The sequence below is a fragment of the Pseudoalteromonas sp. TB51 genome, from assembly GCF_000498055.1.
Classification (GTDB): domain Bacteria; phylum Pseudomonadota; class Gammaproteobacteria; order Enterobacterales; family Alteromonadaceae; genus Pseudoalteromonas; species Pseudoalteromonas atlantica.
On record NZ_AUTO01000259.1, the window covers coordinates 13,993 to 30,634 of the forward strand.

Annotated in this window: 17 protein-coding genes and 1 pseudogene; 8 read left to right on the forward strand and 10 right to left on the reverse strand. The window is 41.8% G+C overall.

The features are described 5' to 3' along the window. The first annotated feature begins 40 nt into the window (after positions 1–40). Positions 41–685, forward strand: coding sequence for a hypothetical protein (locus L650_RS0115255; protein WP_029773643.1), 645 nt, complete (start codon positions 41–43; stop codon positions 683–685). Continuing rightward, positions 675–1,760, forward strand: coding sequence for a rhomboid family intramembrane serine protease (locus L650_RS0115260; RefSeq protein ID WP_029773644.1), 1,086 nt, complete (start codon positions 675–677; stop codon positions 1,758–1,760). The genes L650_RS0115255 and L650_RS0115260 overlap by 11 nt, the downstream gene beginning before the upstream one ends. Positions 1,761–1,820: 60 nt before the next feature. Here L650_RS0115260 and L650_RS0115265 read toward each other — a convergent pair whose 3' ends face one another. Continuing rightward, entirely contained in the window at positions 1,821–2,327 is a 507-nt protein-coding gene (locus L650_RS0115265; protein WP_039972191.1) for a DUF6795 domain-containing protein, read from the reverse strand. Between the two features lie 25 nt (positions 2,328–2,352). Beyond that, positions 2,353–2,712, reverse strand: coding sequence for a DUF1294 domain-containing protein (locus tag L650_RS0115270; RefSeq protein ID WP_029773645.1), 360 nt, complete (start codon positions 2,710–2,712; stop codon positions 2,353–2,355). Positions 2,713–2,765: 53 nt separating this feature from the next. On the opposite strand from L650_RS0115270, the gene L650_RS0115275 reads away from it, so the two are divergent. Next, positions 2,766–3,296 carry a hypothetical protein gene (locus L650_RS0115275; RefSeq protein WP_029773646.1) on the forward strand — a complete coding sequence of 177 codons (531 nt, stop codon included), beginning with the start codon at positions 2,766–2,768 and terminating at the stop codon, positions 3,294–3,296. A 63-nt stretch (positions 3,297–3,359) separates the two neighbouring features. On the opposite strand, the gene L650_RS0115280 is transcribed toward L650_RS0115275, so the two are convergent. Then, positions 3,360–3,902, reverse strand: coding sequence for a carboxymuconolactone decarboxylase family protein (locus L650_RS0115280; protein ID WP_029773647.1), 543 nt, complete (start codon positions 3,900–3,902; stop codon positions 3,360–3,362). 132 nt (positions 3,903–4,034) lie between these two features. On the opposite strand from L650_RS0115280, the gene L650_RS0115285 reads away from it, so the two are divergent. Further along, positions 4,035–4,622, forward strand: a complete 588-nt coding sequence (locus L650_RS0115285; RefSeq protein ID WP_024032893.1) for a TetR/AcrR family transcriptional regulator — start codon at positions 4,035–4,037, stop codon at positions 4,620–4,622. A gap of 96 nt (positions 4,623–4,718) precedes the next feature. Here L650_RS0115285 and L650_RS0115290 read toward each other — a convergent pair whose 3' ends face one another. The 5 genes from L650_RS0115290 to L650_RS0115310 all read right to left on the reverse strand — a co-directional run bounded on the left by L650_RS0115290 (position 4,719) and on the right by L650_RS0115310 (position 10,832). Next, positions 4,719–6,839 carry a methyl-accepting chemotaxis protein gene (locus L650_RS0115290; protein ID WP_029773648.1) on the reverse strand — a complete coding sequence of 707 codons (2,121 nt, stop codon included), beginning with the start codon at positions 6,837–6,839 and terminating at the stop codon, positions 4,719–4,721. A 99-nt stretch (positions 6,840–6,938) separates the two neighbouring features. Further along, entirely contained in the window at positions 6,939–8,156 is a 1,218-nt protein-coding gene (gene arsJ / locus L650_RS0115295) for an organoarsenical effux MFS transporter ArsJ (RefSeq protein WP_029773649.1), read from the reverse strand. A gap of 31 nt (positions 8,157–8,187) precedes the next feature. Then, the gene (locus L650_RS0115300) at positions 8,188–9,198 is read right to left on the reverse strand and encodes an ArsJ-associated glyceraldehyde-3-phosphate dehydrogenase (protein WP_029773650.1); all 1,011 of its coding nucleotides are present in this window, start codon (positions 9,196–9,198) and stop codon (positions 8,188–8,190) included. A 38-nt stretch (positions 9,199–9,236) separates the two neighbouring features. Further along, positions 9,237–9,590, reverse strand: coding sequence for a metalloregulator ArsR/SmtB family transcription factor (locus L650_RS0115305; protein ID WP_006794425.1), 354 nt, complete (start codon positions 9,588–9,590; stop codon positions 9,237–9,239). Positions 9,591–9,947: 357 nt separating this feature from the next. Continuing rightward, positions 9,948–10,832: a LysR family transcriptional regulator gene (locus tag L650_RS0115310; protein ID WP_029773651.1), complete on the reverse strand. Its 885-nt coding sequence runs from the start codon at positions 10,830–10,832 to the stop codon at positions 9,948–9,950. A gap of 181 nt (positions 10,833–11,013) precedes the next feature. Between L650_RS0115310 and L650_RS0115315 the strand changes: the two genes are divergently transcribed. The 3 genes and pseudogenes from L650_RS0115315 (at position 11,014) to L650_RS0115325 (ending at position 14,417) form a co-directional block, all read left to right on the forward strand. Continuing rightward, the gene (locus L650_RS0115315) at positions 11,014–11,634 is read left to right on the forward strand and encodes a glutathione S-transferase family protein (RefSeq protein WP_029773652.1); all 621 of its coding nucleotides are present in this window, start codon (positions 11,014–11,016) and stop codon (positions 11,632–11,634) included. Positions 11,635–11,752: 118 nt separating this feature from the next. Beyond that, positions 11,753–13,888: a pyridoxamine 5'-phosphate oxidase family protein gene (locus L650_RS0115320; RefSeq protein ID WP_029773653.1), complete on the forward strand. Its 2,136-nt coding sequence runs from the start codon at positions 11,753–11,755 to the stop codon at positions 13,886–13,888. 89 nt (positions 13,889–13,977) lie between these two features. Further along, a pseudogene (locus tag L650_RS0115325) lies at positions 13,978–14,417 on the forward strand (DUF1348 family protein). Between the two features lie 275 nt (positions 14,418–14,692). Here L650_RS0115325 and L650_RS0115330 read toward each other — a convergent pair. Continuing rightward, complete coding sequence (locus L650_RS0115330) at positions 14,693–15,121, reverse strand: organic hydroperoxide resistance protein (RefSeq protein WP_029773654.1); 429 nt, start codon at positions 15,119–15,121, stop codon at positions 14,693–14,695. Between the two features lie 135 nt (positions 15,122–15,256). Here L650_RS0115330 and L650_RS0115335 point away from each other — a divergent pair, with 135 nt between their 5' ends. Then, a complete protein-coding gene (locus tag L650_RS0115335; RefSeq protein ID WP_029773655.1) occupies positions 15,257–15,715 on the forward strand; it encodes a MarR family winged helix-turn-helix transcriptional regulator in 459 nt (152 codons plus the stop codon). Here the strand turns inward: L650_RS0115335 and L650_RS0115340 are convergent. Then, positions 15,704–16,603: a LysR family transcriptional regulator gene (locus L650_RS0115340; RefSeq protein ID WP_029773656.1), complete on the reverse strand. Its 900-nt coding sequence runs from the start codon at positions 16,601–16,603 to the stop codon at positions 15,704–15,706. The genes L650_RS0115335 and L650_RS0115340 overlap by 12 nt on opposite strands. Positions 16,604–16,642 lie beyond the last annotated feature (39 nt).

A 16,642-nucleotide genomic window follows, 5' to 3' on the forward strand; every position in this document is an offset into this window, starting at 1 on the left:
CTATCATGTCTAAAAAGGAAGCAATTATAAGGATATAGCGTTGGAACCTACTAACCCAGCTCCACCCAATAACAACTCTAAAAACCCAGCTACAACACAAAAATTGGCACAGGCCTTAAAAACGGTCGATAACAAAGAACTCAAAAGTACTGGCTTTTGGCTAAATCAATTTTTTATGGTGATCTCTACTATTTTTGGCGTGTACTTAGCCGCTCAAAGCGGTTTAGAACAGGCACTTAAATTTGATAACTTCAGCAAAATGGAAGATAACTATTATTTACGTACCTCATTGTTTGATGAAGTAACCGATAATGTTAAAAGTGTGAGTGAATATGCAGCGCTTTTAGCTAAAAGCCCGCCAAAATCTGAAATGGAATATTTTAAGCCAACGCTTGAAAAATACATATGGCAAACAATGCAATACTCGCCAACAACGCTTGAAACTCCCAGCGAACTGTTGACCCAAATACGCCGTTTTTACTCTCGTTCAGAGTTTTTAATTAATGCAGCCGTTAGCAGAAAAACCTCAGCTAAGCATGCTGCAAGTGAGCTTAAAAAAATAGCAGAACAACTAAAAACGACTACCCTTCCTCGATTAAAAAATAGTGCCGAACAATTGAAAAAAGAGCTGCAACAAAACGATATTTCAGTCGGCTCATTAAAGGAGTTAACACATGCCAACTAAACGCTGCCCTCATTGTAAAGATCATCCATTAGAAGTAACCCAATATCAAGGTGAAGAAATTGACATCTGCCGAGAATGCGGTGGCTTATGGTTTGAAAAAAACGAAGTTAACAGGATGATCAGCGAAATAAATGAAGGGCCAGAAGGTGATAAATTTGAAACTCATTTTGGAGAATCTTTAGGTGTTTCAGAACTTGATTGCCCAGATTGTAGTAAAAGTTTAGAGCGTTTTCATCTTCTCGAGGCCTATCATACCGAAATTGATGTATGTAGACATTGTGATGGCACATGGATTGATAGAGACGAGTTAGAAAGCGTAGAAAAAAGCCCTGAATTAAAAAACAGCTTAAGTGAGCTCAATCAAAAAGTAAGTTGGAAAACCTATCTTTTTCAATTTTTAACGCAAATGCCAGTTGAATATAATATAAAACCACAAAAATCACCGTGGGTGACCCGCAGCCTTATTGCTTTAAATACACTCATTTTTGCACTGTATTTTTCAAATCCAAATGCCTTTAATTATGTTATTGATAATTTTGCGATGACACCCGCAGATTTAAGCCAAGGCAAAGAGTTATGGAGTGTTTTAACGTGTGTATTTTTACATGGCTCTATTATGCACTTAGTAGGCAATATGTATTTTTTACATATAGTTGGCGATAACCTAGAAGATGTATTAGGTCATAAGCGCTTTTTAATGTGGTATTTAGTGTGCGGATTACTTGCCTCGTTTGCTAGCTTCATAGTAAGCCCTATGTCGGCAATTCCTGGGGTAGGTGCAAGTGGCGCAATTGCTGGTTTATTTGGTATGTACTTAATGTGGTTTAGGCATGCAAGCCTTACTTTTATGTTTGTAATTTACCAGAAAAAGCTTTCTGCGGTGTGGTTTTTCGCGATTTGGTTAGGGTTTAATATTTTTGGTGCAATAACAGGCCCAGATGGAATTGATTATGGCGCACATATTGGTGGGTTTATAGCAGGCTTAATTATTGGTTACTTACTAAAAAACAAAATTTTAGCAGGAAACCCAATAATTCGTTTGCTTAATCAAAGCGAAGCACAGTTAAAACGTTAACAATTGCTATAAAGCCACTGATAGATAAACATTAGTGGCTTTATAAAGCTAACTTAATCCCTAGCGTATACACCGCGTATAAACTGTATAATACTGGCCAGTATCTTTTATCGGTATATCGTAAGTTTCAGCCTCTTCACTGAGGTCGCATTCAAAGTGATTTAGCATATCAGAAAGTAGCGCTTGCTCTTGCGTGAACTGTATTGAAGTATCCCAAAGTATTGAATCTTCATCTTTTTTATTTCCAATATAAATACTCTGTAGCAAAGAGCTATTAAAAAACATATTTGAAGGATTAGAGCTGCGTATAGTTTTACTTTTAAAGTAAAAATCTCCATTACTATCGCTTATTACTTCATCTGTGTAGGTATCACCATAAATGAGTTCTCGGGTAATTTTAACACCCGCCTGCGGCTCCCCATTTTTTAATAGCCGGCCTTTTATTTGCAGTGATAGTGTTACATCTTGTTTGTTAAAAAAGCCAAACATATCTGCGCATCCTTGTATCGGAAATAGTAAAAATAAAATAAGCGTTAAAGTGACACCTGCTAACCTTGAACTAGTCATAAAAGTCCTTTTTGTGTTTATATTTTTAGCCTACCAGAAAAAATACCGACAGTATGCTCGCTACATTTAAAATAATACACAGCCATAACACCACTATAAAACGACGTTTTTGCGATTTATGTCTAAGCCATTGCTGTGCAATGAGTGCGCCGGGCCAACCGCCTAGTAACGACAGTAACTGAAGCCTGCGCTCGGGTGTGCGGTTTACTTTTTTATGCGCTGATTGTTTAGCTTGTCGTTTATCCCATGCGTACATTATAAAAGTAAAAAAGCTTAAACCTGTAATGTAGCTTGGTATATAAATGCTCATATTATAAAGCCAATGAGCTTGCCATACTGCAACCAAAAAAAGCAGTGAGAAGATGATTAATGTTTTCTTTATCAATTCATGATCGCCTATACTAAAAAGAGTTAAACCAAAATAATAAGAGCCAAATTATGACATACTTTAAAGCCCTATTTTTAGTATTATGCTTATACGCCTTTAATAGTTACGCCACTGATACCCCAAGCGATCTTGATAAAGAACTCGCTGTATTTAAACCTTATTTAGGTACTTGGCAGGCCGATTTTGACGTACCTAAAGGCGCAAAACCTGTACAAGACGTTGGCCTCTGGGAGCGCGCATTAAATGGTAAAGCTATACATACCAAGCACTCTATTAATGAAGGCGAATATGGTGGGGAATCAATGATTTTTTACGACAGTAAAAAAGAGTCATTGGTGTTTTACTATTTTACTACCGCAGGTTTTTACACAAAAGGCACCATGAAAGTGCTCAGCCCTACCCAATTTGTAGCGTATGAAGAGGTAACAGGCAGTAAAGAAGGTATTACTAAAGTGCGCTCGATCAGCGAACTAAAAAACGATACGTTTGTAGTTTCAACTTCTTATTTAAAAAAGGGTGAGTGGACTAAGCCCGAGCAGCGTACTTATACACGCAGCACTAAAGCCGTTAAATTTAAATAATGGCCATTCGCTTAAAACACAAAAAGGCAGCCTAAGCTGCCTTTGTTATTTATAACACCGCGATTATTTAGCAAATTTTTTAAATGGTTCGTCAACGGGTGTATCAGCAAGGTGGTTAGTGTAGTTGCTCATTACTTTTTGCGATAAGCCTACAACGATTTCTAGTAGTTGCTGTTTACCGTAACCTGCTGCAAAAAACTTTTCAATTTGCTGATCGCTAATTACGCCGCGATCGCGTGTCATTGCAAGTGTGGTTTCACGTAGTGTTTCAAGTTTTGCATCTGCAAGTGGTGTTTTGTTTACTAGGGCATCAACAATATCTTGGTCTACATTCATTGAAGCGGCAATTGCGCTGTGTGCTGGTACACAGTAATGACACTCGTGCTCAACATTAATTGTTTGCCATACCACAGTTAGCTCTTCTGCGTTAAACGAGGTGTTTTGAAATAACTCGTGCAGTACTTGGTAACCTTTAAGTAGCGTAGGCGCTTCGGCCATTACGGCATGAAGGTTAGGCAACATGCCAAATGCTGCTACTGAATCAGCCATAAGCGATTTTGACTCTTCTGGTGCGTTGTCTTGGGTATATAACGTAAATTCTGCCATGTTCTGCTCCAATAAATTAATGTGTTTGAGTAACCTGGTGTCAGGTTAAGTAACTTCGAGACACATACTATTTGATTTTGAGCGACTGTTCAAGTTAAAATTGAGCATACGTTCAAAATAGTTGAGAATAAAATGGCAAACAAAGTTAAATTTGAGCGCGATAATGTAATTCGCGTTGCAAGCCAATTGTTTTGGGAAAAGGGGTTTAACGCCACCTCAACCCGCGATTTACAAGAAGCCATTAACATGCGCCCAGGCAGTATATATGCGGCGTTTGGCTCTAAAGAAGGCCTATACAGCGAGTCTTTAAAAGACTACACAGTACAAATGAAAAGCCAAATTGATGGGTTTTTAGCAAGTTCTGACTCTGTTTTAGGTGGTTTGCGTGCGTTTGTAGAAAACGTAATTATTAAAACCAAAGACTGTAGCCCAAGTGCTATTTGTATGTTGGTAAAAGCAAACAGCGAATTTGCAGAAAAAGACGCCTCGTTATACGAGCTAAGCCTAGATCTATCAGCAAAGTTTGAAGCCTACTTAACCACCTTGTTTGCTCAAGCCATTAAAAATAATGAGCTAAGCAGCAACCTTACCGCGCTTGAATACGCGCAGTTTTTTCAGGTGCAATTTACTGGGCTGCGTGGCTATTTTAACCGCCCAGGGGTTGAGCAATTAGCGCAGCCGATGATCAACCAAATGTTTGCCTTGATCAAAAAGCTATAACGTTTCGCATTACTAACTTCTAAAAAGTCTCAACTAAAAAAGCGGCTAATTCGTGTGAATTAGCCGCTTTTTATATTTGCTAGGGTTGAGCTTTACTTACGTTTTAAGTTTATTAAGCTCGCTATCTTGCTGCGCTACCAGTGCATTAAGCGCTTCGCTACTATCGCCCGCCTGAGTCGATAAATCAGCAAGTTGCGATGCCGCATCAGAAATAAGCGTAAGGTTACGGTTTATCTCTTCGGTTACTAAGCTTTGCTCCTCGGCTGCGGTGGCAATGTGGGTAATTTGATTAGTAATTTCATCTACTTTTACTACCACACTGTGCAGTGCGTCAAACGCCACTGAGGTTTCGTCTACTGCGCTTTGTGCGCGTACTACGCCTTTTTCAATTACGGTCGATGCATTACCTACTTCTAACAATAAGCTATCTATAAGTTGGCTAATATCATCGGTAGATGAGCGTGTTTTAGACGCCAGTGCACGTACTTCATCGGCAACTACCGCAAAGCCTCTGCCGTGCTCGCCAGCGCGTGCTGCCTCAATGGCGGCATTAAGTGCAAGTAAGTTGGTTTGCTCTGAAATGGTTCTGATCACATCTAAAATTTGCGTAATATCTTTACTACGCGAAGCCACTTTTTCAACCGCTTGGTTGGCTTCTTTTATTTCTTCAGACATGGTTTTCACTTGGCTCATAGCCGATGACAAGCTCGACTCACTGCTAACCACTAAACCATTTATTTCATCCGCTTGTTGAGCAGATTGCTCAGAGGCTCTGGCAACTTCAAGTGCGGTGGCGCTCATTTCGTTCATAGCGGTCACTACACTTTCAATTTCTTGAAACTGCGATTGCACATTATGTTTTGTATCAATAGCAATATGTTGTGCTATTTCGCCTTGCTGTTTTGTTTGCGATGACACATCTTTAAGCTCTGCAATTAAGCCACGTAGCTTAGCTAAAAAGGCATTAAAACCACCCGCAAGCGCAATCAGCTCTGCGTGGGTATCTACATGGAGCGTATGAGTTAAGTCACCTTCTGAGCTGGCAAGGTTATCTACACGTTGTTGAATTTGCTCAAGGGGTGCAACCACAGTGCCTACTACTACTTTCATAATAATAAAAGCGATTAAAGCAATAACAGCACCGGTTATTAAAATAACAACACCGAGCTGATTGGCCGAGTCACTCATGTTTTTAGCTAAGGCATTAGGCCCCTCTAAGGCTAAATTACTTGGCACTTCAATAAGTAGGCTCCACTGAGTGTTAGCCAGCTTAATATTAATTGGGTAGTTAACTAAATACTCGCTAGGTGTTTTAAAAAGGCCATGTTGCCCTTTAAATTTAACCAGCTCACTGTAAGTGTTACTACTAACTGCCTCTTTAAATGGGCGGCCTAATTTAGATTTGTAGTGACTGCTGCCTACAATTAAACCTATATCACTTAAAAGTGTTACTTTTGCTTGGCCGTTATAAAGTTCGCTCGAAAGTTTTTCGGTTAAGCCCTGAAACGTAGGGAGCGTTAAATCAACGCCTGCTAAACCAATAAAGCGGCCCGATTTAGTAATAGGTACGGTTAAAGAGGTAAGCATAACCGAATCACCAGAAGGTATTTCGTAAAGGTAAGGTTCCATAATACAGGGCTTAAGTGTATCTTTTGCGCATAAATACCAATGCGCTTCACGAATACCAAATTCGTTTAACGAGGTCAGGTATTTATCAGCAGCGTTAGCTACTTTTTGCTGCTCAATAATGCCGTTTTGGTCACGCGTTATATATACTTCTAACGTGCCATCGCCATTAACTGAGTGTTTATATCCTTGTTTAAATTGCGCGTCTTGCCCATCAAAGGCATTGGCTTCAAACTGCGAATAAATTGACGATAAAAACCGATTTTTTTCAAGTATAGAGCGGTTAATGCTCACTACCGTGTCGCGGTCTAATGTTTGAGTATTAGCCGCATCACCAAGTAATGCAGCTAATGAGTTTGGAATTCGGTAAGCTTCGTTGATAAACCCGGCAATTTTTTCGCCGTAAGCAGCCGCGTTTGCGTTAAGCTTTTGCTCAACTTCGGCCACGATATAATCTTCAGATTCTTTAGCGAGCGCCTCGCTGTTTGATGACATTTGCCACCATAAAACCCCAGAAAGTACTAATACTGTTAAAAATGTACTCCCTACAGTTATCCATAATAACTTTTTTGCTAACGTGAGTTCTCGCACTTAAATTACCTTTTGTTAAAACACCCCTACAGTTTAATATACAAACTGCATCAAGCCATCAATAACATAAAATAATTTAAGTTTTTTGAACAATTAGGCCTAACGCTTGGCCAAAATAGCAGTGGTTATCGTGGCACCTATCAGTAAAGCAACGCTCACCCACAAACACGCTACAAAGCCATAAACCTGAAACACCCACCCCGAAAGCACCGTGCCCAGTAAACGCCCCATGGCATTGGCCATATAATAAAAGCCAACATCAAGCGATACACCATCGCTTTTAGCAAAGCTGACAATTAGGTAACTATGCACAGATGAATTAACGGCAAATACACCGCCAAAAATAAGCAAACCTATAATCAGAGTGGCATGCACGGCCACATCAAGCTGCATAAAAAGAGCTAATAGTGCTGTTACACCACTTAGCAGCAACACCCATAAATAGGCATGTTTAACGGTATCAACGTTTGAGTTACTGGTGCCGGTAATACGCGGCGCTTGTGATTGCACACCGCCGTAGCCAATTACCCAAAGTGCCATAAAGCCACTTACCCACCAAAAGTTCCAGTTAAATTGCTGGGCTAAATAAATAGGTAAAGCCACCACAAACCACACATCACGCGCGGCAAACAAACATAACCGTGCTGCGCTTAATAAATTTATTGCACGGGATTTAGAAAAAAGCTCTTTAAACTTAGGCTTATTTTTAGCCTTGCCCATGTCGCCTTTTAAAAATACAACGCTAATAATCCACGCAATAGTGAGTAATAAAATTAGGGCTTTTAAAGCACCTACAAAACCCAGTACCGTAAGGAGTAAACCACCTAAAAAGAAGCCGACCCCTTTTAACGCATTTTTAGAGCCCGTTAAAATAGCCACCCATTTATAGAGCTGGCCTTGGCCGCTTTCTCCCTCGGGCACTAAGTGTTTAATGGCGCTTTTGGCGCTCATTTTATTTAAATCTTTTGCTATGCCGCTAAGCGCTTGCGCCGCCATAACATAAGCTACGGTGAGCCATTCACTTGGCGCACATAACATGGCAAGCGCCATTATTTGCAGCGCTAAGCCAAAGTTCATGGTTTTATTAAGGCCTAAATGAGCCCCTAGCCAACCGCCCACTAAATTGGTGATCACACCAAAAATTTCGTAAAACAAAAACAGCATGGCAATGGCCAGCGCACCATACCCTAACTGATGAAAATGCAGCACCACCAGCATACGTAGTGCGCCATCGGTTAAGGTAAATGCCCAGTAATTACCGGTAATAATTAAATACTGTTTTATTGCTGTAGGTAAATTAGCGAGTTGCTCAAACATGGTTAACGCCCTTAAAACCTTTAATTAATGGTTAAACCAAGTCACTTTTAGCAACTTTAAGCATAAGCTCGGCAGTACGATTAGCGTAGCCCCATTCGTTATCGTACCAAGCGTATAATTTAAGCTGGGTATTATTAATAACCATGGTAGAAAGCGCATCAATAATGCTACTGCGTGGATCGGTTTTGTAATCAATCGATACAAGTGGTTTTTCTTCATAACCTAATACGCCAGCAAGCTCGTTTTTAGACGCTTGAGCAAACCACTCATTCACCTCAGCGGCAGTTACACCACGCTCAAGCTCAAATACACAGTCAGTAATAGATGCGTTAGTTAACGGTACTCGCACGGCATGGCCATTTAACTTACCTTTTAGCTCAGGGAATATATGCGTAATGGCTGTTGCACTACCGGTTGTAGTAGGTATTAAACTTGTCCCGCACGAACGAGCACGGCGTAAGTCTTTATGTGGCGCATCAATAATAGTTTGGGTATTGGTAATATCGTGAATAGTGGTCATTGAGCCGTGCTTAATGCCTACTTTTTCTTGCAGTACTTTTACAATAGGCGCTAAACAGTTAGTCGTACACGAAGCCGCAGTCACAATTTTGTGCTCATCTGGGTTATATAAATTATCGTTAACGCCCATAACCACATTTAAAATGCCGTCTTCTTTTACCGGAGCGGTAACCACAACGCGCTTAACACCTTGTGCTAAATATTGATTTAACAGCTCAGTGGTTTTCATTTTACCGCTGGCTTCTATCACTACATCGCAATCAGACCAATCAGTATCGCCAATGGTTTTATTATTGGTAACTGCAATAGTGTGTTTGCCTACACTAAAGCTATTCTCGTTTGCTGTGACGCTGTGCGCTAAACGCCCGTGCACTGAGTCAAACTCTAATAAATGGGCATGTGTTTTAGCATCGCCCGCTACATCGTTTACTTTAATAAATTCTACTTCTGGCCACTCTAGTGCTGCGCGCAGTGTTAAACGTCCCATACGGCCAAAGCCGTTAATACCTACTTTAATTGTCATAATAAATACCTTTAGTAAAGTTATATCAATTTACTTAATTAACAGCAGCTTGCTGCACGCTCAGGGCGATTACCCATTGCATTGAGTCGATTTAAATCATCGTTATAAAACGCAGAATTTTCGTTTTTGGTTTGTGCTATTACGCTAAGAGCCCACTCCGGCAAGGCTTTATTAATGCTGTAATACACCCATTGATTTTGCTTACGGTCGCTCAATAAGCCACATTGCCTAAGCTGCGCTAAATGGCGCGACACTTTAGGTTGGCTCAGTTCAAGCGCAGCAACAAGCTCACACACACATAGCTCTTGCTCATGGCTAATTAATAACATGGCTTTTAAGCGCGTATCGTCGGCTAAGCATTTGTAAAATTGAAGTGGGTTGAGTTGTTCCATAGCATCCTCGTTTAGTTAGTGTGCATACAATAAAACAAAATGAGAATATATGAAATAGTGAATATACGATTTTTCGTATATTTATTTAAAAGCCCGCTTCAATTAATGTGATCTCTAGTAAACTGCAGCGCACAAAAAAGCCCAGTGGCAAACCCCTGGGCTTTTGTAACGTTTTAGTATGAGCATACTTGTTTTATCGCTACTGCAATTTAAAGCCTTATGCTAACAAGGTATTTACGCAGCTCTGTGCGATAAAAAGATGCCCCACGCTTTGCTCTACTTTACAAGCAAAGTCTAAATCAATAAGCAGATACGTTATACATTGTGACTGCACAGTAGCTATTGAGGTAATTACCACTAAGTTGCAAAAGAAAGCGCAAGATGATCAAGCAATGCTCGTATTCTTGCCGGTAAGTGGCGATTTGAAGCATACACTGCGTTTAATTCCAATATGCTTGCTTCATAGGGTTCGAACAGTAACTGCAATGAGCCGTCTTTTACGTAAGGCTCTGTCACGTATTGTGGGCCCATGCCTATTCCCAGCCCTTGAGAAGCCATGTGGGTTACTGCTCTGGGGGAGTTAGAAGCAAAATCGCCGCTAACATTAACGGTGAACGTATTGCCATCTTCCTTGAACTTCCAGTTTTCAGGGTCGTTTTGAGAAGTTTGCAATAAACAATTGTGTGTCGCCAGCGCACGGGGATGCCTTGGTTTGCCATTGCGCTTTAAATACTCAGGAGAGGCAAAAAAAACAATACGCATATCCATCAATTTTTTTGCGATCAGCGTTGAATCCTTCAACGGCCCAAACCTCACAGCAACATCCACACCTTCATCGATAATAGCCACATACTGATCAGACAGGTTCAACTCAACATTAATTTTCGGATGCTTGGCTAAAAATGGGGCCAGTGCATCAACTAATTTAGTACTGCCAAATGCGGTAGGTGCGGTTAAGCGAACTGTGCCAGACAGATCAGACTGCCGATGCTGAATGACATCTTCTAGCTCTTCAAATTGTTCCAACAAAGGAACGCATCGCACAAAATACGCCTGCCCAGTTTCGGTCAACGTAACACTGCGCGTAGTACGTTGGAACAACAAAGCACCGTGTTTTTGCTCCAGCTGAGCAATGTATTTACTCGCTAGTTTAGTGCTTATGCCTAGTTGCTTGGCACCACCAGTGAAAGATTTTTGCTTAGCTACCGCAATAAACGTGCGCATGCCGTCAAGTGTATCCATAAGAGCTCCTTATATTGCTCCGTGTAATGCTTCGCCCAATTTATGAACATTCTGTACATAGTGATTCTATAAATCAACATATTGTTCATAAGAAACGCAGCGCCTAATATTTACCCATGCCACAACAGGTCAGTGGCTAACAGCAAAAGTCATCAGTTAACGATTAAATAAGGTAAATATCATGTCAAACGCCATTAAAATTCACGGTTTTCCATTATCCGGCCATGCCCACCGAGTAGAGTTATTTGCAAGTGTTGCAGGCATAGCCCATGAAGTTATTTATGTAGACTTACCCGCGGGGGAGCATAAACAAGCCCCCTTTCTGGCTCTCAATCCACTGGGTGTAGTACCAGTAATTGAAGATTCCGACGTGGTAATCCACGATTCAATATCAATCTTGATTTACTTGGCACGCAAATATGCCCCTTCATATATTCCGCAAGATCTTGCCAACGAAGCTGAGATGCATCGTTTCCTTGCCATGTCTGCAGGAGAGATATCCTATGGTCCTGGTGCAGCGAGGTTAATTAATGTTTTCAACTCGCCGGTTGACCCTGTTTTCGCTAAAGAAACAGCAGCAAAAGCCTTAACAAAATTGGAACAGCAACTCGATGGCACTGACTTCTTAGTGGCAAATAAAGTGAGCTTGGCTGATTTTGCGATATACAGCTATGTCGCCCACGCTCCCGAGGGTGATGTATCTCTTGACCCATATCCGAATATACGTCGCTGGTTATCTAACGTAGAAGGGTTAAGCGGTTTCGTTCCTATGCAGGCTACAAAAGCGGGGCTGGTAAAGTAAGTGTTTGTTTTAGCGGCTCTGCCTTTCAATGAATAGGTTTGAGCCCGACATTTTTTGTATCACCAGTTTAATATTTTAGGCAAATGCTTTTCCGGCGCACTGCGCTAATGGAGTCATTATGAACACACACATTACTTCAAGTGCTTTTCACGAAGGTGAACAGCAAATGCAAAGAAATGCCGGAAGTTACGAAAAAATGCGTACTATTGGCCGCCGCGCGATACGCGAATTTATGCCAGATCAGCATAGGCAGTTTTTCCAACAACTGCCATTTATGGTGTTGGGTAGTACATCAGATAAGGGGCAACTTTGGGCGTCAATTTTGCCTGGAAAGCCCGGCTTCGTGCAGTCCCCTTCCCCGACTCAGCTCACAGTAAACACCCCAATTTTATCAGGTGATCCATTAGCCGCAGCAATCACACAAGGTGCTCGATTGGGTTTACTGGGGTTAGAAATGTCGACCCGGCGTAGAAACCGCGTCAACGCTTGTGTTACCAGCGCTGCGAACAACCAGTTTGCTTTAGAGGTTGAGCAATCTTTTGGCAATTGTCCGCAGTATATTCAAACTCGCGACCTTCACTTTATCCGTTCGCCAGATGCGCCATACAAGGCCCCGCGCGCTGAAACGTTTTTTGAACTAAGTGATAGCCTAAAAGCCTTTATCCGCCAAGCGGATACGTTTTTTGTTGCCAGTTCTGCGGATAACGAACCTGCAAACGAAGTAAACCGTCAGCTATCTGCCCACAATGCTATGGGGGTTGATGTGTCACACCGTGGCGGCATGCCAGGTTTTATAAAGGTTAACAAAAACACCCTCACCATTCCTGATTATGCAGGGAATAACTTCTTCAATACGCTGGGCAACTTCTTAGTCAACCCCAAAGCGGGTTTACTGTTTGTTGATTTTACCAGCGGCGATGTTTTTATGTTAACCGGCACGGTTACCTTGCTGGAGAGTGACTCACCGATAATTAAAGAGTTTCGAGGTGCACAGCGCGGCTGGCAATTTACCCTAACCCAAGGGGTGACATTAAAAGCGGCACTGCCATTTCGCGCTCAATTCGACAGCTATTCTCCCAATTCTCAAGCAACGGGTACTTGGTCACAGGCAGAAGCAATCGTTAAAGCACAAGCACAGCGCAACCAGTGGCGCGCATTTACCGTCAGTAAAATCGAAGACGAGAGCAGTACAATCCGCTCATTTTATTTACAGCCAAAAGATGATTCTCCCGTACTGCCATTTTGCCCAGGGCAACACTTAACCCTGCGTATTAAGCAGCAAAATACTGAAAACTGGCTTGTGCGCAATTACACTGTATCCAGTGCCCCATCGCAAAGTGGTTATCGTATTTCAGTAAAACGTGAAGAGTATGGTCTGGTATCAAGTACCTTGCATTCTCGAATATCGATTGGCAGTGAAATACAGATTAAAGCACCAAGCGGCCATTTTTTTATCGATAACACACAACAGCGCCCAGCCATTTTAATAGGTGCAGGTGTGGGCATTACACCAATGGTGGCCATGGCAAATGATGCAGTTAGTGAAGGTATACGCACTCGCTATATCCGCCCAATGGCAGTTATTCAAGCGGCCAAAAATAGTGAGCAACGTGCTTTTTATGCAGAACTGAGCAATATTGCTAAGCGAAGCGCTGGGCGTATTCAGTATTATTCTGTATTAAGTCAGGCGCACAGCAATCAAACGCAAAACGCTATTGTGTCGAACGATTACACTTCCCAAGGGCGAATTAGCCAAAACTTGGTAATGGACGTACTTAATGCAATGGCCACAGAGCATAGCGTCGATTTCCCGTCGCTGTTCGACAAAGACTTTTATCTGTGTGGCCCCCAAGGTTTTATGCAAAGTATGTATGACTTACTGATTGGCATTGGGGTAAAAGATCAAGATATTCATGCCGAAGCGTTTGGGCCGTCGTCTTTAGCACGCCAATCAACAGATACCAGCAACCACGCTGAGCTAGAGGCTAAATCTGCTGTGATAAAGTTTGCCCACTCAGGTATTGAACAAAGCTGGTACAAGGGTGACAAGCCCCTGCTCGACGTAGCCGAAAGCAAAGGGCTTACGCCACCATACAGTTGCCGCAACGGCCAATGTGGCTCATGTGCGGTTAAACTAAAAAGTGGTGCTGTAACGTATCGCACCAAGCCAAGTGCGCATATTGACCCATCAGACGTATTGTTATGCTGCGCTGTGCCAGCGAAAGATTGCGACACTGTTATATTAGATTTGTAGCTCAATTAATCAGGCTAATATTCAAAGTCACTTATTGTTGAAACCTATACAAGTTATTCAACGTTAATTTACCCAAAGAGGATTTAAACATGAGTACACGCCCACCACTGCCCCCTTTTACCCGCGAAAGCGCCATCGAAAAAGTGCGCCTAGCAGAAGATGGCTGGAACAGCCGTAACGCTGAAAAGGTATCACTTGCTTATACAGTGGATACCAAANCCGCGAAGAAGCCGCTACATTTTTAACGGGAAAATGGGAAAAAGAATTGGAATATAGGCTGATAAAAGAGTTATGGGCTTTCACTGAAAATCGTATAGCCGTGCGTTACGCGTATGAGTGGCACGACGACAGCGGCAACTGGTTTCGCTCCTACGGCAACGAAAACTGGGAATTCGATGAAAATGGCTTAATGCAAAACCGCTTTGCTTGCATCAACGACTTACCCATCAAAGAATCAGAACGAAAATTCCACTGGCCTCAAGGACGCCGCCCCGACGATCACCCAGGGTTATCGGAGTTAGGGTTGTAAGCACACCCAATACAGGCGATACAGACGATAAAGCCAGCCCTCTCTAGGCGTTCTTGCAGAACGCCTTAACCCTTTTCATCCTCCCAACATTTTTCAGCATTAAAGAGCTGCTTACTTAATCACTGCAAGACAAATACAGCTGTGTCAGTTGCTGGTATATGGGTTAATTTAATCATGCTGTTTTTATATATTTATAACGTTATTTAATAAACTTTGCATACAAAAAAGCCCAGTGGCAAACCACTAGGCTATTACAATGCTAAGTGATCAGTTAATTAAATAACCGAAAGCTCAACTTCAATATTACCGCGTGTTGCGTTTGAGTATGGGCATACTTGGTGTGCTTTATTTACCAGCTCTTGCGCCGCCGCTTTATCCATATCACCGAGTGATACAGCTAATTTAACTGCAATGCCAAAACCGCCTTCAATCGCGCCAATAGATACTTCAGAGTTAATGTGTGTATCACTTGGTAGCGCAATTTTTTCGCTACCGGCTACAAATTTTAGTGCACCAATAAAACACGCTGCATAACCAGCTGCAAATAACTGCTCTGGGTTTGTGCCTTGTCCGTCGTCACCACCTAGCCCTTTTGGGGTTGATAAGTTTACATTTAAACGGCCATCGTCTGATTTAGCTACACCTTCACGGCCACCGGTTGCAGTTGCTTTTGCTGTGTAGGCAACGTTTTGTAATACATTCATAGTGAACTCCAAAGTTTATCAATTAATTTAATTTGCATGCAAAACAATAGGTCAAGTAATTAGAGATTGCAAATACTTTGCATGCAAATTAAAATGTTTTTTGAGTTGAAGGTATTAACGCACTAGGAGTTAGGTATGTCATTTGAGCAATTAAAATTAAAAAATCAGCTTTGTCATAGGTTATATATGGCATCAAATAGTATTGCCCGCGCTTACCGTGAGCCTTTAGCTGCACTTAATTTAACGTATCCGCAGTATGTAGTGATGATGGCGCTGTGGGAGCAAGACAAAATAACCATAGCGCAGCTAATAGATAAAACCGCTATTGATGGTGGCGCTATGACCCAAATACTCAAAAAAATGACCGAAAAGTCTCTACTGGCTGTTATTAAAGATGAGCACGATAAGCGTAAGCGCCTAATTCAGCTTACCCAAAGTGGGCAAGCCCTTAAAAAAGAAGCCGCTGATATTCCAAAAAGCATATTATGTAAGTTTGAAAGTGTAGATCCCACACAAGCCAAACAGCTAATGCAGCTGCTTGATTTAGTAATAAGCGATTTAACAACTAAAAACGATGATGAGTTAGCCAACTAACGCGGTTATTTTTTGTTGAATAAACGCCCTAAATGCGCTGATCACCGGGGTCATTTGGCGCCGATCGGCGTACATCATATAAAGCGGTAACGGATCGCTTTGCCACTCAGGGCATAAATGAACGAGCTGCCCGCTTGCTAAATCATCAATTACATCTAAGTACGACTTATACGCAATGCCTTTGCCCTCTAGCGCCCAGCGCCTAACCATTTCGCCATCGTTAACTATGTGTTGGCAATTTAGCTGCACTTTTTGCACTGCGCCATTTTTATAAAATCGCCACTCTTTAAACACTTCGCCAAAGCGCATAAAGGTAATGGTGGTGTGCTGCGTTAAGTTAAGGGGGTGTGTAAGCAATCCATTGTTTGCTACATATTCAGGAGAGGCCACTAAAATACGCGCATTATTTAAAAAAAGTGGCGCTGCAATTAACTGCGAATCTTTTGGTACGCCAAAGCGCAGTGCAATATCAATTGATTGGCTGTAAATGTCGCTTACTTCGTCACTTAAGTGCAATTTAAGTTTTACATGCGGGTAGTGTGCTAAAAACTCATTAAGCCATTCACTTAGTTTATTGCGCCCTAAGTCGCACGGGGCCGATACCTGTAGCGTTCCCGTTACTTCGCCCACTGCGGTTTGTACTGCAGCTACCCCTTGTTGAATAAGTGAAAGGGAGTCTTTGGCGTAACTTAAAAACTGCTCCCCTGCCACACTTAAGCGTAAGCTGCGGGTAGAGCGAATAAACAGCACGTTTCCTAAGTCTTTTTCTAGGCGTTTAATAGCAGCACTTACCGCCGCTGGAGTTTGCTCGTTTTGCCGTGCAGCTTCAGAAATACTGGCGCAACTAGCTACATCTATAAAAGTTTGAATATCGTTAAATGATCGCATATTTTCAATTAAAATTTGAAAGTGCTTTAGTTTTTCATG